At 60.9% G+C, this 18,137-nt stretch carries 18 protein-coding genes; 13 read left to right on the forward strand and 5 right to left on the reverse strand.

The window, feature by feature from the left end; translation table 11 throughout:
* Positions 1 to 4 precede the first annotated feature (4 nt).
* Together tssK and AC3WTM_RS22600 are read right to left on the reverse strand one after the other, a co-directional pair.
* Entirely contained in the window at positions 5 to 1,336 is a 1,332-nt protein-coding gene (gene tssK, locus AC3WTM_RS22595) for a type VI secretion system baseplate subunit TssK (protein ID WP_102672378.1), read from the reverse strand.
* Between the two features lie 54 nt (positions 1,337 to 1,390).
* A complete protein-coding gene (locus tag AC3WTM_RS22600) occupies positions 1,391 to 1,840 on the reverse strand; it encodes a type VI secretion protein (RefSeq protein ID WP_102672386.1) in 450 nt (149 codons plus the stop codon).
* Positions 1,841 to 2,067: 227 nt separating this feature from the next.
* Between AC3WTM_RS22600 and tssB the strand changes: the two genes are divergently transcribed.
* The 11 genes from tssB to AC3WTM_RS22655 all read left to right on the forward strand — a co-directional run bounded on the left by tssB (position 2,068) and on the right by AC3WTM_RS22655 (position 14,170).
* The gene (gene tssB / locus AC3WTM_RS22605) at positions 2,068 to 2,610 is read left to right on the forward strand and encodes a type VI secretion system contractile sheath small subunit (protein WP_102672377.1); all 543 of its coding nucleotides are present in this window, start codon (positions 2,068 to 2,070) and stop codon (positions 2,608 to 2,610) included.
* A gap of 28 nt (positions 2,611 to 2,638) precedes the next feature.
* On the forward strand, positions 2,639 to 4,120 hold the full coding sequence (tssC, locus tag AC3WTM_RS22610; protein ID WP_102672376.1) for a type VI secretion system contractile sheath large subunit: 1,482 nt from the start codon (positions 2,639 to 2,641) through the stop codon (positions 4,118 to 4,120).
* Between the two features lie 77 nt (positions 4,121 to 4,197).
* Positions 4,198 to 4,695, forward strand: a complete 498-nt coding sequence (locus AC3WTM_RS22615; protein ID WP_007906301.1) for an Hcp family type VI secretion system effector — start codon at positions 4,198 to 4,200, stop codon at positions 4,693 to 4,695.
* 15 nt (positions 4,696 to 4,710) lie between these two features.
* Entirely contained in the window at positions 4,711 to 5,151 is a 441-nt protein-coding gene (gene tssE / locus AC3WTM_RS22620) for a type VI secretion system baseplate subunit TssE (RefSeq protein ID WP_102672375.1), read from the forward strand.
* Positions 5,135 to 6,928, forward strand: a complete 1,794-nt coding sequence (gene tssF / locus AC3WTM_RS22625; protein WP_102672374.1) for a type VI secretion system baseplate subunit TssF — start codon at positions 5,135 to 5,137, stop codon at positions 6,926 to 6,928. Before tssE ends, tssF begins: the two co-directional genes overlap by 17 nt.
* Complete coding sequence (gene tssG / locus AC3WTM_RS22630; RefSeq protein ID WP_102672373.1) at positions 6,892 to 7,917, forward strand: type VI secretion system baseplate subunit TssG; 1,026 nt, start codon at positions 6,892 to 6,894, stop codon at positions 7,915 to 7,917. The genes tssF and tssG overlap by 37 nt, the downstream gene beginning before the upstream one ends.
* Positions 7,918 to 7,919: 2 nt before the next feature.
* Positions 7,920 to 10,463 carry a type VI secretion system ATPase TssH gene (gene tssH / locus AC3WTM_RS22635; protein ID WP_102672372.1) on the forward strand — a complete coding sequence of 848 codons (2,544 nt, stop codon included), beginning with the start codon at positions 7,920 to 7,922 and terminating at the stop codon, positions 10,461 to 10,463.
* Positions 10,464 to 10,532: 69 nt separating this feature from the next.
* Positions 10,533 to 10,895 (forward strand): hypothetical protein, encoded by a 363-nt coding sequence (locus AC3WTM_RS22640; protein ID WP_102672371.1) that lies wholly within the window; start codon positions 10,533 to 10,535, stop codon positions 10,893 to 10,895.
* A gap of 91 nt (positions 10,896 to 10,986) precedes the next feature.
* Positions 10,987 to 11,550, forward strand: coding sequence for a hypothetical protein (locus AC3WTM_RS22645; RefSeq protein ID WP_102672370.1), 564 nt, complete (start codon positions 10,987 to 10,989; stop codon positions 11,548 to 11,550).
* A 55-nt stretch (positions 11,551 to 11,605) separates the two neighbouring features.
* The gene (locus AC3WTM_RS22650; protein WP_102672369.1) at positions 11,606 to 13,615 is read left to right on the forward strand and encodes a type VI secretion system Vgr family protein; all 2,010 of its coding nucleotides are present in this window, start codon (positions 11,606 to 11,608) and stop codon (positions 13,613 to 13,615) included.
* Between the two features lie 12 nt (positions 13,616 to 13,627).
* Complete coding sequence (locus tag AC3WTM_RS22655; RefSeq protein ID WP_102672368.1) at positions 13,628 to 14,170, forward strand: toxin-antitoxin system YwqK family antitoxin; 543 nt, start codon at positions 13,628 to 13,630, stop codon at positions 14,168 to 14,170.
* 96 nt (positions 14,171 to 14,266) lie between these two features.
* On the opposite strand, the gene AC3WTM_RS22660 is transcribed toward AC3WTM_RS22655, so the two are convergent.
* On the reverse strand, positions 14,267 to 14,662 hold the full coding sequence (locus AC3WTM_RS22660; RefSeq protein WP_102672367.1) for a DUF4280 domain-containing protein: 396 nt from the start codon (positions 14,660 to 14,662) through the stop codon (positions 14,267 to 14,269).
* A gap of 189 nt (positions 14,663 to 14,851) precedes the next feature.
* On the opposite strand from AC3WTM_RS22660, the gene AC3WTM_RS22665 reads away from it, so the two are divergent.
* The gene (locus AC3WTM_RS22665) at positions 14,852 to 15,919 is read left to right on the forward strand and encodes a phosphotransferase family protein (protein ID WP_102672366.1); all 1,068 of its coding nucleotides are present in this window, start codon (positions 14,852 to 14,854) and stop codon (positions 15,917 to 15,919) included.
* Positions 15,920 to 16,056: 137 nt separating this feature from the next.
* The gene (locus AC3WTM_RS22670; RefSeq protein ID WP_102672365.1) at positions 16,057 to 16,824 is read left to right on the forward strand and encodes an SDR family oxidoreductase; all 768 of its coding nucleotides are present in this window, start codon (positions 16,057 to 16,059) and stop codon (positions 16,822 to 16,824) included.
* 94 nt (positions 16,825 to 16,918) lie between these two features.
* Here the strand turns inward: AC3WTM_RS22670 and AC3WTM_RS22675 are convergent, their stop codons facing one another.
* Both AC3WTM_RS22675 and AC3WTM_RS22680 read right to left on the reverse strand, forming a co-directional pair.
* Positions 16,919 to 17,140 (reverse strand): hypothetical protein, encoded by a 222-nt coding sequence (locus AC3WTM_RS22675; RefSeq protein WP_146023731.1) that lies wholly within the window; start codon positions 17,138 to 17,140, stop codon positions 16,919 to 16,921.
* Positions 17,141 to 17,375: 235 nt separating this feature from the next.
* On the reverse strand, positions 17,376 to 18,017 hold the full coding sequence (locus tag AC3WTM_RS22680; protein WP_102672364.1) for a helix-turn-helix transcriptional regulator: 642 nt from the start codon (positions 18,015 to 18,017) through the stop codon (positions 17,376 to 17,378).
* Positions 18,018 to 18,137: the final 120 nt, after the last annotated feature.

Genomic DNA, 18,137 nt, shown 5'->3' on the forward strand with positions numbered 1-18,137 from the left:
CTGATCAGGCACTTTCACTGGCCTGTGCCACAAACAACACCACTTGCCATGGGCTGCTCGCCGGCTTGGCGGCCGGCGCGACAATCAGCAACGGCAATTGCCCGTCGAACCATTGACCCTCGGCCGTCACCACAAACAACCGCGTGTCGTCGCCGACGCTGTAGGCCACTTGCTCGTTTCGGCTCATCGCCTCATGGGGCAAACCGCTCATGCGCTGGCGACTGAGCAAGGGCACATGCGGTGCCGAGGCGATGATCGCGCCGCTCAGCCATTCGCTGGCAGCCTGTTCGCTGCTGCCGTTGGGCATACGCAAGCCAATGACCAGTCGCTGGCTCGGTTGATCGTCCGGCAGTTGAATCGAAAAGAGTTGCTCGCTGCGTTCAAACGGCAGGCTGCGATAGCCGGCGCGGATCAATTCGAGGGTATTTTCGAGCCAGTCCAGGACTTGTTCATAGCCGCGCTGCAGCTCGAGAAAATCCAGGGGGGCGAACGGTGGAACCCCGGCCAAAGGGTCCAGCGCAGACCAGGCACCGGCCAGCCCAAGCAACAAACCGTGCAATGCCTGCGGGGTGGCCGATCGACTGTTGAGCGTACCCTCGACCTCCGGCAGGCGCGCCCAGAGCGCCGTCAGTTGTCGACGGATTTCCAGCGCATCGTCTTGATTGCCGGCCTGTTGCGCCTGACGCAAACGGCCAGCCAGGAACATGCATTTCTCCCGCGTCCTGGCACACAGCCCGGCCACCCGGCGACCCAGCAGCGACTCGGGCAGCAGGCATGGCGTGGGCGGTGTGTAGGGCAGCGAAAGGAAACCACCGCCCTCCTTGCGGATTTTCAGCAATGGCAAACAGATGGAATCGGCTTTGTTCAATTGCGTGCACAACCGCGGATTCGGACGCCACACCGTGATCGACTCAGGGTACTCACCGCTGGTCAAATCCGGCAGCGCATCGCCGATCACCGATTGCAACCGGCCCTTGAGCGGCAGCAATTGCCCGGCACGCCATAACGGGCTGACGGCCAGGTACACCGTGACCGTGGCGTTTTCCGAAGCGTTGACCGCTTCGCTGACATCGAGCTCCAGCGCCGGCCCGACACCCACTTGCAGATTGATGGGCAAACCGTCCGGCAGCGTCGCTTGCAGATCGAGCAACCGCACCAGCCCGGCACTCAATGCGCCGGGGTCGAACTCGACCCGGCTCACGCCCCAGAACCAGGGATTGCAGGCCTGGGCAAAATGCGCCACCAACGCCTCGGCTCGCAACCCTTGCAACTGAAAATGCTGGGGCAGCAATTGCATGCCCTCGTGCCAGCAAACCGCGTCAGGTAACAGGCTCATACGACTCCCTTCGACGTCTACGTCGCCGCGCAAACCAGCGGCCTGGCAATGTGTTCACTGCGGAGTATTGCTGACCAGCGTCATCTCGCGACTGTCGAACTTGAGCCAGGCATCGCTCTGGTCATCGAGCCGTAACCGGTGTGCTCCGGGAGTGTTATAGCTGGCGAAGACCAAAAGTCCAGTTGCCCGCTTGCCCCCCAGCGGGAAGGGTTGTTTGTCGATGAACTGGCCGGGCACCAGCTCCAGCCCCCAAACCGTCATCAGTTGCCGGTAGTCGCGCTGGTATTGATCGCGTTCGGCGAACCACTGCCGCGCCGTGATGCCCGACAACTGCTTGAGCAGATCCGGATCATTGACGGCGATGAAATCCACGGCAATCGGAGTGTCGTCGTTTGCCTTCGGCGCGACGTCCAGGGTCAGGTTGTCAAGGTCCACCCGAGGCCCGAAAAACGAGCACCCGGCGAGGGTCAGGAACAAGGCGAAAGCAAAAAAACGTGCAATCAAAATGAATTGTCCTTTTCTCGGATCGGTCCAAAATTGTTTTTCGCTTGCATTTTTATAGACCTGTTCTAGCGTCTTGGATAGTTCGGCCCCCCATGCCGAATGTGGAAGGTTTGTCAAAGGAACGACAGGTCCATCTGCCACCCTTTCTAACCTACGGTCCAGCAAGGGAAAGCGATGAACGGGCCTCCCGATGCATTGCGCCCGCTCATGCATCGGAGTCAGCCAACATGGCAGAAAGTACTCAGCACAAGCTCGACAGGGTCCGCCCACCCCGGGTGCAAATCACCTACGACGTCGAAATCGGCAACGCCATCGAGAAAAAAGAATTGCCGCTGGTCGTCGGCATTCTGGCCGACCTTTCCGGCAAGCCGCTCGAGCCCCTTCCCAAACTCAATGAACGACGCTTCACCGAGATCGACCGCGACAACTTCAACGAAGTGCTCGCCTCGATTGCCCCCCGCGCCACCTTGCAAGTCACCAACACCCTCACTGGCGACGACAGCAAGCTCAACATCGAACTCAACTTCAAACACATCGACGACTTCGACCCGGTGAAGGTCGTCGAACAGGTGATCCCGCTGCGGCGCCTGTTCGAAGCCCGTCAGCGTCTGCGCGACCTGCTGACCAAGCTCGACGGTAACGATGACCTGGACAAACTCCTGCGCGACGTCATCGCCAATACCGAAGGCCTGCAAGAGATCAAGTCTGCCCGTCCGGACACCGCCGCCCCCGCAGGCGATAGCGAAGCACCGGCCGAACCGCAAGCCTGATCACTCATTCACTTAGGGAGATGTCGCCATGCCCGCTTCAGCCAGCGCCAACACCAGTGAAAGCACCACGCAAAGCCTGTCCCTGCTTGACCGCATCATCGCCGAAGGCCGCATGGCCCATGACGATAGCCAGCAGGACTATGCCCGCGACATGCTCGCGGAGTTCGCCACCCAGGTCCTCGACGAAGGCATGGCCATCGACAAGGACACCGTGGCAATGATCAACGACCGCATCAGCCAGATCGATCAGTTGATCAGCGCGCAACTCAACGAGGTATTGCACCACCCCGAGCTGCAGAAAATCGAAGCCTCCTGGCGCGGCCTGCACCTGCTGGTGCAAAACACCGAAACCAGTTCCCGGTTGAAATTGCGCCTGCTCAACGTCACCCAGAAAGAGCTGCAGAACGATCTGGAAAAAGCCGTCGAGTTCGACCAGAGCGCGCTGTTCAAAAAGATCTACGAAGAGGAATACGGCACCTTCGGTGGCCACCCGTTCAGCCTGCTCGTTGGCGACTACACCTTCGGCCGGCACCCGCAGGACATCGGCCTGCTGGAAAAACTGTCGAACGTCGCCGCCGCTGCCCACGCCCCGTTCATTGCCGCCGCCAGCCCCCGGTTGTTCGACATGAACAGCTTCACCGAACTGGCCGTGCCCCGTGACCTGTCGAAAGTGTTCGAGAGCCAGGAACTGATCAAGTGGCGCGCCTTCCGCGAAAGCGAAGACTCGCGCTACGTATCGCTGGTGCTGCCGCATTTCCTGCTGCGTTTGCCTTATGGCCCTGACACCTCGCCGGTGGAAGGCATCAATTACATCGAGGACGTCAACGGCAGCGACCACGGCAAATACCTGTGGGGCAACGCCGCCTGGGCCTTGTCGCAGCGCATCACCGAAGCCTTCGCCAAATACGGCTGGTGCGCGGCGATTCGCGGGGCTGAAGGCGGCGGCGCAGTCGAAGGCTTGCCGGCCCATACCTTCCGCACCACCTCCGGCGACCTGTCGCTCAAGTGCCCGACCGAAGTGGCCATCACCGATCGCCGGGAAAAAGAGCTCAACGACCTGGGGTTCATCGCCCTGTGCCACAAGAAAAACAGCGACGTGGCCGTGTTCTTCGGCGGCCAGACCACCAACAAGTCCAAGCTCTACAACACCAATGAGGCCAACGCCAATGCGCGGATCTCGGCGATGTTGCCGTACGTGCTCGCAGCCTCGCGTTTCGCGCATTACCTGAAGGTGATCATGCGCGACAAGGTCGGCAGTTTCATGACCCGCGACAACGTGCAGACCTACCTCAACAACTGGATCGCCGACTACGTGCTGATCAACGACAACGCGCCGCAAGAGATCAAGGCGCAGTACCCGTTGCGCGAAGCCCGTGTCGATGTGACGGAAGTCGCGGGCAAGCCGGGCGCCTACAAGGCCACGGTATTCCTGCGGCCACACTTCCAGCTTGAAGAGCTGACCGCCTCGATCCGCCTGGTGGCTACCCTGCCGCCACCGGTCGCCGCCTGACCTGCCCCGCTCCCGTCGGCCAGCCCGGCGGGAGTTCCCTGCTTATCTAGCGCGATAACCTTCAGGAGTTTCATGCGATGGATGCAATCATTCTCGACCTCGGCGGCGACATCAAAGGCGACAGTCTGCTCGAGGGCTACAAGGACAAGATCGAAGTCATGTCCTACAGCCACAACGTGGCCATGCAGGTGACCAACGACGTCAGCAACTCGGAACGGACCTCCGGCAAGCCGCACATCGGCGAGTTCACGCTGACCAAATTCGTCGACAGTTCCACACCCTCCCTCAATGAATACTGCTGTGCCGGCAAGCCGATCCCGGAAGCCAAGATCACCATCGGCCGTAACGCCGCCGAAGGCAGCGGTCAGTTGATGCCGTTCATCATCTACACCCTGACCAACGTGGTGCTGTCCAACGTCAGTGTCAGCGGCGGTACGGGTGGCAAGCCAGTGGAAACCCTGTCGCTGAACTTCACCAAAATCAAATGGGAGCTGACCGCGCAGAAAGACGACGGCACCAAGGAAGGCACGGCCGCCTCGACCTGGGACATGGCCGCCAACAAGCTCGTCAAGTAAGCGGGCGCATCGGCCATGGCAGGCTCACTCCTCCCACCGCTGTTCGAGCGACTGGCCGCAAGCGAGGTCGACACGCTGCACGTGTTCGACCTCCAGGACCTGCTCGACTCGGTCCGCACGGAATTGCTGCGCCTGTTCAACACCCGACGCGGCCCTCGTGCCCTGACCTCGCCACCGAGCATTCTCGATTACGGCCTCGCTGACTGGACCGCCCTGCAACAGCAGCGTAGCGATGACCGACGGCAGTTGGCGCGGGAAGTGCGCGAGGCCATCAGCCATTTCGAACCACGCCTGAAACTGGACGAGGTTCAGGTCAATCCGGTCCCCGACCATCCGCAGCAACTGAGCATCCGCCTGCTCGGCGAGTTGCGCAGCGGCCAGCAGCATTGGCCCGTGGCCTTTGTCATCGAGAAGGCCAGCGATGGCCTTGAGGTGCGTCATGAGCGACTCGATTGACCCGCAACTGCTCGATTACTACCAGCGGGAACTGACCTGGCTGCGCCACGCCGGCGGCATTTTCGCCGAGCGCTACCCCAAGGTGGCCAGGCGGCTGGAGTTGTCCCCCGACGAATGCCCCGACCCCCACGTCGAACGGCTGCTTGAAGGATTCGCACTGTTGGCGGCCCGCCTGCAACGCCGGCTCGATGACGACTACGCCGAATTCAGCGATGCCCTGCTCGAACAACTCTATCCACTGGCGATGCGCCCACTGCCGTCCTGCGCCATCGTGCAGTTCCAGCCGGACCCGAGCAAAGGCAATCTCGACGGCGGCTATCCATTACCTCGCGACACGCCGCTGTTCGTCACCACCGGCAAAGGCGAAAGCATCCACTTTCGCACCAGTGCACCCGTGCGTCTGTGGCCGGTGGAAATCACCGAAGCGTTGCTGCTGGGCAGCGATGAAGCCCAGGCCCTGACCGGCGTTGTCCAGGCGCGTTCGGCGTTGCGCCTGGGCTTGCACTGCCTCGGCGACAGCCAGTGGTCAACGCTGGGCATCGAACAGTTGCGCGTCCACCTGTGTGCATCTCCGGTGGTCAACGCCTGCCTCTACGATCTGCTCGGTGCCCATGCCGTGAAGGTTCTGGCCGGCCCCGTCGGCAGTGTGCCGAAAGCCCTTGCCGGGATGCCGCAAATCGTCGGTTTTGCCAGCGATGAAGGTTTGCTGCCGGACGAGGACGGCGTGCACCCCGGCATGCGTCTGCTCGCCGAGTACTTTGCCTTCGCGGACAAATTCAACTTCTTCGACCTGCCCCTTGCAGGCGCCACCAGCGACAGTCAGGCGCTGTACCTGTACATCGTCTTCGACCGCGCCCCTGCCAACCGCCTGCACCTTCAGGCCAGCGATCTTGCACTGGGCTGCACGCCGGTGATCAATCTGTTTCCTCGAACCTCGGAGCCGCTGCGCCCGGACGGCACCCGCAGTGAATACCGCCTGGTCGCCGACAGCCACCGGGAAAACAGCGTCGAGATCCATAGCATCCGGGCGATGCGTGCCACTTCCAGTCGTGGGGTTCAGCGAGTACCGGCCTACTACGGCAGCCAACATGGCGGCACCGATAAACAGTGCTACTGGCATGCCCGCCGTGTCAGTGGCATGACCCCCAATCGCCTTGGCACCGACCTGCTGGTGAGCCTGGTGGACACTCGATTCGACCCGTTGTCCGAGGCCGTCGGCTACAGCCTCACCGCGGAACTGCTCTGCACCAATCGGCACCTGGCGCAAAGCCTGCCAGCCGGCACACCGTTAGGCTTTGAGCGTCCTGGTCCCGTGGCCTGGGCACGCCTGCGCAACCCGCCCAGCCCGCAAAGTGTGCCGCGACTGGACGGCGAGTCGCGCTGGCGGCTGGTCTCGCAACTGACCCTCAATCATTTGTCGCTGGTCGAAGGGCCACAGGCGCTGGACGCGCTCAAGGAAATTCTCCAGCTGCACAACCTGCGTGACGAGGCCAGCGCCTGGCGGCAAATCGAAGGCTTGCTCAGCCTCGGTTGTGAACGCGTCATCGCCCATGTCGGCGAAGACGCCTGGCGTGGCTGGCGTAATGGGCTGGAGGTGCGCCTGCAACTCGACCCGCAGCATTTCGTCGGTAGCAGCGCGGTGTTGTTTTCAGCAGTGCTTGCGCAGTTCTTTTCACTCTATGCCACCGCTAACCGTTTCGTGCGCACGGTGCTGGTTCAATCAGACAGGGAGGTGAAGACATGGCAACCCCAAGCCGGCATGCCACTCTCCCTCTGAGCCTGAGCCAACGACTGCGCCGGGATCCCCAGGGGTTCGAACTGTTGCAGGCACTGTTGCTGCTGGAGCGCGAACATCCGCAAGCTGAATCACTGGGCAGCGGCACCGCCCCGCAAGCGGAAGCACTGCGCTTGCGCGGCCCGTTGACGCCGCTGTTTGCCGCCAGCGAAATCGAAAGCCTGACCCAGCAACCCGGCCAGCAACCGGTCCTCAGCACCCCGGTGTTCGGCCTCGGCGGTCCCGACGGCCCGCTGCCCTACGCCTATCAGGAATGGTTGCAGCAACGCGCGCGGGCCAAGGATTACGCGCCCGCTGAATTTCTCGATCTGTTTCAGCATCGGCTGCTGAGCCTGCTGTACAAAGTGATGCGCAAACACCGGATTGCCCTGGGGTTCACCGCCCCCGGTGCCTCGGCAGTTCAGGCGCAACTCAGGGCATTGACCGGCCTGCTGCCCAAAGCCTTGCGCGAGCGTCAGGCCGTACCCGATTGTGCCGTGCTGGCGTGCAGCGCGCTGTTCGCCGATGGGCGCCGCTCCCTCGCCGGTTTTGCAGCCATCGTGCGTGAGCAATTCGAACTGCCGGTTGAGCTGGGCGCCTATGAAGGTGCCTGGCGCGAGATCCCGCCCGCCAGTCGCAGCCGCATGATCCCCGGCGGTCGCAATCTGCAACTGGGTCGCACGGCAGTGGCCGGCACCCGGGTCTGGGATGAACACGCCGGCTTCCGCCTGACCCTTGGCCCGCTGGCCACTGCCCAGGCGGCGCGGTTCCTGCCCGATGGCGAATCTCACCCGGTACTGGCCAGCCTCAGCGCACTGTATTTTGGCCCGGACCTGGATTGCACCCTGGTGTTGCTGGTGCGCGGCGCCGGCCCAATCAGACTCAGCCGCCAGGCACCGCCACTGCTCAGCTGGAACGGTGGTTTGCAACGCCAGGCCAGCCTGGCGGTGCAACGCATCGAAACCCGTCTTCGTCAGCTGGAGATCACCTGAACATGGAACTGGCCAGCCTGATCGGACGCCTCAATCCAGACAACCGCCGCGCCCTGGAACGGGCCGCGCAACGCTGTCTGCAGCGAGGCCACCACTACGTGGAAATCGAACACCTGCTGCTGGAGTTGCTGGACATCGAGGGCGGAGACTTCGCCTATCTGCTGCCGCGCTTCGGCCTGGAGCGCGATGCCTTGGCAGCGGAAATCAACAAGGCGCTGGAGCTCTTCAAATCCGGCAGCACGCGCACCCCGGCATTGTCGTCGCACACCACCGGGTTGCTCGAAGACGCGGTGGTGCAGGCCAGTGTGCTGGGGCTGGAGAGCATTCGCTCAGGGTTGCTGCTACTTGCCTTGATCGACCGCGACGAGCGCCGCAGCCTGTTGCTCAACAGCGCTTCGTCACTGTTGAAGATTCCCCGGGATGCTCTGCGCAGCAACCTGCTGGAATGGACCGAAAATTCTCGCGAGCACGTCGGCGGTAAACGTGCGGTGAGTGCCGGCAACCCGGCGCCGAAAGAGGACTCGGTGCTGGACCAGTTCACCCAGGACCTGACAGCCGACGCCCACGCCGGGCGCATCGACCCCATCGTCGGCCGCGACGGCGAGATTCGCCAATGCATCGACATCCTGCTGCGCCGCCGGCAGAACAACCCGATCCTGGTCGGCGCGCCGGGCGTGGGCAAGACCGCCGTGGTCGAAGGCCTGGCCCTGCGCATCGCTGCCGGTGATGTACCGCCGTCCTTGCAGGACGTCAGCTTGCGTGTGCTCGATCTCGGCTTGTTGCAGGCTGGCGCCGGGGTCAAGGGCGAGTTCGAGCAACGCCTCAAAGGAGTGATCGACGCCGTACGCAGCGCGGAAAAACCAATCATCTTGTTCATCGACGAAGCCCACACCCTGATCGGTGCCGGTGGCGCGGAAGGCGGCAGCGATGCGGCCAACCTGCTCAAGCCGGCCCTGGCCCGTGGCGAGTTGCGTACCCTGGCCGCCACCACGTGGCTTGAATACAAAAAATACTTCGAGAAAGACCCGGCCCTCGCCCGCCGTTTTCAACTGGTACAAGTGGAGGAACCGGACGAAACCACTGCGGTGGAAATGCTCCGCGGGGTTGCCGCCAAACTCGAACAGCACCACGGCGTGCAAGTGCTTGACGCGGCCATCCATGAGGCGGTGAAACTGTCCCATCGCTACATCTCCGGGCGCCAGTTGCCGGACAAAGCCATCAGCGTGCTCGACACCGCCTGTGCCCGGGTCGCCCTCGGCCAGCACGACGTGCCGCCACCGCTGGAAAGCCTGCGTCACCGCCAGAACAGCCTCAGCGACGAAGTCGAACGTCTGCGCCGCGAACAGGCCACCGGGCTCGATCACCGCGAGCGCATCACCCTGCTTGAAACCGAATCCGTAGCTAATGTGCAAGCGATTCGCGAACTGGAAGTACGCTGGAATGAAGAGCGGGTTGCGGTGCGCGAACTGCTGGAAACCCGCAGCGAATTGCTGACCTTGAGCGAACGCGCCGACAGCGACAAACCGGACGAAGCCATCGACAGCCGCATCGATCATCTGGCCGCCGAACTGGTACGACTGGAGGCCGGGCTCGACGCGATCCGCCAGGACGACCCGCTGGTACCGGAACAGGTCGACGGAAAAACCGTCGCCGCCGTCATCGCCGGCTGGACCGGCATCCCGGTCGGCAAAATGCTCGCCGACGAAGCCCACGCCGTGCGCACCCTCGGCCAACGCATGGGGTTGCGCGTCATGGGCCAGAGCATCGCGCTGGGCACCATCGCCCAGCGCCTGCAGGCTTACCGCGCCGGCCTCACCGACCCGCAAAAACCGGTCGGCGTGTTCCTGCTGGTCGGCCCTACTGGCGTGGGTAAAACCGAAACCGCCTACGCCTTGGCCGATGCGCTCTACGGCGGCGAACGCAACCTGATCAGCATCAACCTCTCGGAATACCAGGAAGCCCACACCGTCAGCCAACTCAAAGGCGCCCCGCCCGGTTACGTCGGTTATGGCAGCGGCGGCGTATTGACTGAAGCGGTACGGCGCAAACCCTACTCGGTGGTGTTGCTCGATGAAATCGAAAAGGCCCATCCGGACGTGCTCGAAGCCTTCTACAACGTGTTCGATAAAGGCGTGATGGAAGACGGCACCGGATTGGTGGTGGACTTCAAGAACACCGTGATGCTCGCCACCAGCAACGTGGGTGCCGAACTGTTGCTCGACACACCGGTGGCACAACTTGGAACCGATACCTTTAACGAGGCCTTGCACAAAGTGCTGCTGCAAGCCTTTCGCCCGGCCTTTTTGGCGCGGATGACCGTGGTGGCGTATCGGCCGCTGGATGAGGCGACGCTGGAAGGGATTGTGTTGGCGAAGCTGGAGAAATTGCGTGGCCGGTACAAGGCTGCGACTGGAAAACAGTTCGAGTTCGATGCAGGAATTGTGCAGGCGGTGTTGGCCAAGTGCAGTGCGGCGGGTGCAAGGGATGTAGAGAACGTATTAATGACCCAGGTGACTGGGAAACTGGCGGAATGGGTGCTGGAGTGAATACAGGGTGCAGCCCGCCCCGTCCTTAGGGCAATGCAAACCAATGCAGTGAAAACAAGGAGTGTTTATATGGCATTTACAACCACACAACTGGCCGCGCAGATCACCAACAGCCGTAATGACCTGCAGCTATGGGCGAACTCAACCCCGCAAAATCAGGGGCCCATGGTGCCGGCCTTCACGCTTTACTTTAACAACCTCCAGACCTGGATTACCCAGAACGGCGGTGCAACACCGTTTGGCTGGGATGATGTCACCGGACTTACGTACCCCAATGGCATTCAGGTTGTGTTACAGGGGCCTGCACAAAGGGCACCGTTCAATGATGCGTTCAACGACGTAAGAGCTCACTTGGGAAACCCGGACTTTCGGTTATACCAGGCGGCTGAAGCGAGCCTGAGACTGATCAATGTTCTGGCTCAAATGGGTTGATTGAAATAGGAAATGAGACACCCATTAGCCTGACTTGAGTCCGGTTAATGGGTGTCCGCTTTGTTTCAACATCAAAAAATGGAGCAGCCAAATGAAATGTTATGTTTTCCCCGTCCGAAACGGCGTCGCCTATTGGGGGGTAAAGTCCCTGCTGAACCCTTACAACGGCGCCGCCGCGTGGTGCGCTGGTTTCCCCAGTGTTTTTGGAGGCAATGACGACGACGACAATACCTACGTAACGTGTGCGAAAGAAACTACTGAAGAATCTCACAGAAAAATTGAACTTGATCCCGCTGTCTTCCAACTGCTTTGGACGACCAAGGTTGGCTTCACTCACTATATTTACTATTACGCCAGGGGATTCAACTTTTCCCCGAACGCAGTGTTATCCCTGGCGCAGGCGGCAATGCCCAGCTACCAAGAGGGTACAGGTGATGTTCTTTTGCTCGACATGAATAATGCCCCTGTTCCTGACCTTAACAACCTGGCACCTCTTATCAATTGGATCTTGCAGGAATTCAGACTGCAGTTCCCTCATCCTGGTGCAGGCGATCCGATTAATAACGCTGTGGCACGCCAACAGTTCAATACCTCCGAACATATAAAAGCGTTTGCTCGCCTGGTCACCCAACATCAAGCGAATCCGATCATCTAGTCAGTCGATTTTTCAACGGTGATGCTGAACATTGACCGCTACGAGAGGCTACTCGATGCCCCGAACCACCGACAGCAACACCACCCTCTCCCTCACCGCCGTCTCGCTGTCGGCGCTTTACCCTGAGTCGCTGTCCGGCGAGGAAGCACTCAACGCACTCGGTTCGCAAACCCTCAACGGCCTCAACGACGGCACCTCTGTCACCCTGTCCACCGCCGTCGCCACCCACGTCACCACCACCCTGCACAACGACGCGAAAACCCGGCACTTCGACGCACTGGTCGCCGAAGTCCGCCAGCTTCCTGCGGACGCCACCGCCGAGCGTTATCATCTGGTGCTAAGACCGTGGCTCTGGTGGCTGACCCTGGCCAGCAATAACCGGGTGTTCCAGAACCTCAGCACTTCAGACATCGTCACCACGATTTTCAAGGCCCACGGCTTCACCGATTTCACGCTGAAACTCACCGGCAGCTACACCCCGCGCGAGTACTGCGTGCAGTACTGCGAAACCGATTTCGCCTTCGTTTCACGGCTGTTGGAAGAGGAAGGGATTTTCTGGTTTTTTACCCACGAAGACGGCAAGCACACGCTGGTGCTGGGGGACAGTAACGATGCCTTCCCAATAATCCCGAACGGGCCGAAGGTAAACTATCTCGGCCAGCAAATGGGCGAGCGCGAACTGCATGGCATTCGCTCCGGCCAGGTGTGCATGCAAGCCGTAGCCGGCGTCTATCAGGCGACGGATTACGAGTTCACCACACCGACCACTTCGCTCTACAGCCAGGCCGAAGCCGTCGCCGGACCTCGGTCGATGTACGAGCATCCTGGCAGTTACAACGCCAAGGCCCGCGGAGATGCACTGACCAAACAACGGGTCGACGGGCTGCGCAGTCAGGAGAAGCGTTTTGTCGGCGAAAGCGATTGCCGCTGGCTGGTGCCTGGGCACTGGTTCACCCTCGCCGGCCATGATGATGCGAGCCTGAATATCGACTGGGTAGTGATGTCGGTGACCCATGAGGCCAGTCACGAAAACTATCGCAATCACTTCGAAGCAATCCCCAAAGCCACGCCATTTCGCCCGGCGCGAACAACGCCCAAACCACGCATGCACACCCAGACCGCTCTCGTTGTCGGCAAATCCGGCGAAGAGATCTGGACCGACGAATACGGCCGCATCAAATTGCAGTTCCCCTGGGATCGCGACGGCAAGAACGACGAAGCGAGTTCGTGCTGGGTGCGAGTGGTATTGCCCTGGAGCGGCAAAGGTTTCGGCATGCAGTTCGTGCCGCGGATCGGCCAGGAAGTGATCGTGACTTTTATCGACGGCGACCCCGATCGACCACTGGTGACCGGTTGCGTCTACAACGGTGACAACGCCCTGCCCTATGCGCTGCCGGCCAATCAGACCCAGTCCGGGATCAAGACCCAGTCGTCCAAAGGGGGCGGCGGTTTCAACGAGTTGCGCTTTGAGGACAAGAAGGACGCCGAAGAGGTGTTCCTGCAGGCGCAGAAGGATCTCAAGATCAACGTGCTCAACGACGCCACTGCCACCGTTGGTCATGACGAAACCCTGACGGTGCAGAATGCGCGCACGCGCACAGTGAAGGAAGGCGACGAGACCGTGACCCTGGAGAAAGGCAAACGCAGCGTGACCATCCAGACCGGCAGCGACAGCCTTGACGTGAAGGACAGCCGCACGGTGAAAGTCGGCGCCGACCAGACTCACAGCACTGGAGGCAACTACAACCACACGGTCACCGGCAACTACAACCTGACCGTGGACGGCAACCTGACCATCAAGGTGACCGGCACCCTGACCCTGCAAAGTGGCGGCAGTTTTGCGATCAAGAGCGGCGCAGACCTCGCCGCCGAGGCCGGTACCTCGATCAGCCAGAAAGCCGGCACCTCCCTGAGCAACCAGGCCGGCACCTCGCTGGAAAACAAGGCGGGCACGACGCTGACCAACGATGCAGGGATCAGTCTGATGAACAAGGCCGCCGCCGAGCAAACCGTCGACGGCGGCGGCATGCTGACCATCAAGGGCGGCCTGGTGAAGGTCAACTAGGGGGGTTACGCAATGACATCAAGCAAACTTGATCTGGAGCGTGGCGACAGCCACCTCGACGGGCGCTTGCTTGAAGGCCGACTGGAAGGCCCGCTGCGCATCAAGGACGCCGGTCGACCTCAGGCGAACCTGAACTACAGCCAGGGCGAGCTACAGGGCACGAGCCTGCTGTACTACCCCAATGGCAATGTCTCGGCGCAACTGCCTTATGTGCGCGACAAATTGCACGGTGTGGCCAGTTTCTTTACGCCCGAGGGCGGGTTGCAACGCAAGGCGACTTATCGCCAGGGCCTGCTCCACGGTGAAGCGAACAACTACTTCCCAGACGGGCAACTGGCCGAAACGCAGTTTTACCGTGATGGCGAGCGTGAGGGGCGGTATCAACGGTTTCACCCCAACGGAAAAACCGCCGTCGAGGCGCGGTATCTCAACGGTCAGTTACTGGAACCGGCACAGGGTTTCGCTGCCGATGGGCGACCGCTGGACGCCGAAGGCAAGCCGATCTCGAGGGTACGCTGGTGGCTCAGGCGCTGTAGTGATCCTGCCGAGGCCTGAAGCCTTGTATTGACTCAGATGCCCCATCGCGGGCAAGCCCGCTTGTGAGCACTGTTGCTCACAAATACTGCACTCACAGAAGGACCCCAGTGGGAGTCAGGGAATGAGCATCTGCATCTGCCCGGGCATGACGATCTTGATCACCCCGGCCCAGTTGCACATCAACGTGCTGTTGGCGTCAATCGCCGGCATGTTGCCCAGCAGCACCGTAGGTGCCCCGCCCGGTATCCACGGCGTGGCGGTCGCCGGGATGCAGGGCATCGGTGTCAGCACACCCAACGCCGCAGCGGTGGCGGCCGCGACCATCGGGTTGGCCAGGCTCGTGCACACACCGAAGGGCATGATGTTGACCAGCGGGATGTGATCCATGATGTTCGCCGCCGGCAGGTCAGCGGTCAGTGTGCGATTGATCGGCAGCACGTTGAGCACGGCCGGCGCCGCGCCAAAGCTGCATTGCAGGGTGGCGGTGGCACAGACTTGCGGACAACCCATTTCAAACCTCCTTCCTGGAAGCACCATGCCCCTGAACCATAGTCCGCCTGGCGTGTTCTCGCACATCAGGAACGCTGATTATCCTGCAACACGCTAACCTATAAGACCGTGCCACGCTTGTGGCACTCACGTCTCAGCATTAGATTAGCCAATAGTTCAAGGCCTCCAGAATAAGCAGAAGGGATAAGCATGGCGCTTACTGACCAGTCCACCCGTACCCGCACCGGCGAAGAGCTCGATGCCGGCCTGATCGATCCGTACATCAAGGCCCATATTCCGGGGCTAAGCGGCTTGCCACGGATCAGCCAGTTTCCGGGCGGTGCTTCAAACCTCACTTACTTGCTGGAATACCCCGAACAGGAATTCGTCCTGCGTCGCCCGCCCTTCGGCCACAAGGCCAAGTCGGCCCACGACATGGGCCGTGAATTCCGCATCCTCAATCAACTGCGCGACGGTTTTCCGTACTGCCCGAAAGCCTACGTGCACTGCACCGACGAATCGGTGATCGGTGCCGAGTTCTATGTCATGGAACGGGTCAACGGCATCATCCTGCGCTCAGACCTGCCGCCGGAGCTGGGCCTGGATTCGGCGAAAACCGAAGCCCTGTGCAAGAGTTTCATCGACAAGTTCGTGGAACTGCATCGCGTCGACTACAACGCGTACGGCCTGGGTGACCTGGGTAAACCCGAAGGCTATGTGGCACGACAAATCAAAGGCTGGAGCGATCGCTACGAAAAGGCCCTGACCCCCGATGCGCCACAATGGGAAGCGGTCAAGGCCTGGCTCAATGACAAGATGCCGGCCGACCATCCGACCTCCAGCATCGTGCACAACGACTACCGCTTCGACAACGTGATCCTCGACCCGAACAACCCGATGCAGATCATCGGCGTGCTCGACTGGGAACTGACCACCCTGGGCGATCCGCTGATGGACCTGGGCAACACTCTCGCCTACTGGATCGAAGCCGATGATCCGGCGCCGGTGCAGATGATGCGCCGCCAGCCAAGCCACGCGCCGGGCATGCTTACCCGCCGCGAGTTCGTCGACTACTACGCCGAGCGCTCGGGCATACGCATCGACAATTTCGACTTCTACTACACCTACGGCCTGTTCCGCCTGGCTGGCATCGTGCAGCAGATCTACTACCGCTTCTACCATGGCCAGACCCAGGACAAACGCTTCGCGCAGTTCATTCACATGAACAGGCTGCTGGAGCAGATGAGCTTGCAGGTCATTTCGAAATCCAGCCTCTGACTGTATGCGATCCCTGTAGGGGCGAGCCTGCTCGAAAAGATCGTGAACGATAGCGCGCACTGACTGGCCTCAACTGAACAGCATTAGCCGCAACACGGCATTTGAATCGATAACAAGACTTTTCATAAGGGAATCCCATGTCCAAGACTCAGTTGTTCGACCTCGACGGCAAGATCGCTTTCGTCTCCGGCGCCAGCCGTGGCATCGGTGAAGCCATCGCCAAACTACTGGCCCAGCAAGGCGCCCACGTGATCGTGTCGAGCCGCAAGCTTGAAGGCTGCCAGCACGTCGCCGACGCCATCATCGCCGCCGGCGGCAAAGCCACTGCCATTGCCTGCCACATCGGCGAAATGGAACAGATCAACCAGGTCTTCGCCGGCATCAAGGAACAGTTCGGGCGCCTGGACATCCTGGTCAACAACGCCGCGACCAACCCGCAGTTCTGCAACGTGCTGGACACCGACCTCAGCGCCTTCCAGAAAACCGTCGACGTGAACATCCGCGGCTACTTCTTCATGTCGGTCGAAGCCGGCAAGCTGATGCGCGAAAACGGCGGCGGCAGCATCATCAACGTGGCGTCGATCAACGGTGTTTCACCGGGTATCTTCCAGGGCATCTACTCGGTGACCAAGGCGGCGGTGATCAACATGACCAAAGTCTTCGCCAAGGAATGTGCGCAATTCGGGATTCGCTGCAATGCCTTGCTGCCGGGTCTGACCGACACCAAGTTCGCCTCGGCACTGGTGAAAAACGAAGCCATCCTGAACACCGCTTTGCAACAGATCCCGCTCAAGCGCGTGGCTGACCCAAGCGAAATGGCCGGCGCCGTGTTGTACCTGGCCAGCGATGCTTCCAGCTACACCACCGGCGTTTCGCTGAATGTGGATGGCGGTTTCCTGTCCTGATCGTCTGAACAGCACAAGTCCCTGTGGGAGCAAGCTCGCTCCCACAGAGTGATACCCCGAACAGATCGAAGCTGCTGCTCAGCGCAGCGCGGATTTACTGCGTGACGCAACGAGTCGTGGTGGTGACTCGGGTCACCTGCCCGTTTTCATCCCGTACATCGCCCAGAACATCGGTTTTATCCATGGCCTGGCAAGTGCGTTCAGGAGGGGGTGGAGTGACCGCTGGAGGGGGTGGCGGACTGGCACAGCCGCCGAGGATCGCCACGCAGAACGCCAGCGACAAAGGTGAGATAACGCGTTTCCCAAGAGTTTTCATAGGTTGACCCGCGATAAGTGATAGACACATTTTTGTGACAACAAAACTGGCGCGCAAAATCCATGCACCTGTCAAAAAAATAAATATCTGCGAATCACTTATAGCCCAATCCGTAGCCAGCACCCGTAAAAGCTGACAGTTCTTACATCACCGAATCAGGGCGCTGCAAGGAATCGCTGTCCAGTTCGTAACGTAGTTCTTCGATCGATGCGGTGACCTATAGTGCGTTTGTAGCTTAACCCTGCCCCTTCGACCGGGATTCACCAGAGAACAGTCCCCGCTCCCGCGCCCAGACAATCGCCTCGCTGCGGCTGTGCACATTGAGCTTGGAGTACACCGTCGCCACATGGTTGCGCACTGTGTTCGGTGCCAGTTTCAGGCGCGCGGCGATGTCCTTGTCGGCCAGGCCTTCGCAGATCAGGCCCAGTACATCGCGCTCACGGGCGGTCAGTTGCCCGGTGCTGACCCGGTCGGTGACATCGTCCATGATCAAGACCAGCGATTCCAGCTTGCCACGGCCGTCAACCAATACCAGGCTGCGCACGCGATGGACCCAGGTGCGCGCTTCGTTCCCCGCCGATGTCACCTCCACCAGCACATCGCTGAACGTCTCGCCACGGGCCACCCGACTGATCGGGTAGCTGTCGGCCGGCACGAGGTGATTGTTGCGATAACGCAAGGCGAAGCGTTTGACATAGGCCTTGGCATTGCTGCCCAGGTCGCTGATCTGCGAGGCACCGTGCATGGCCAGCGCCGCCTCGTTGGCCCACAGGATGCTCTGGTCGGGATCGAGCAGAATCACCCCGTCGGACAAGCTGGCGATGATTTGCTCCAACTGGCAACGATTGGCCTCCGTGGTCAGGACGCGCTGGCGCATTTCGACTCCGCAAGTATGGTGCCCCTGTGAAGAATACGACCGCCGAAGTTTTGGTTAGTGCAACGAACCTTGGGGAGCGGGCTTGCTCGCGAAAGCGGTGGAGTTGGTCGGCGAAAAGCC

This window comes from Pseudomonas sp. EU05-FHT14B02 (assembly GCF_058791055.1).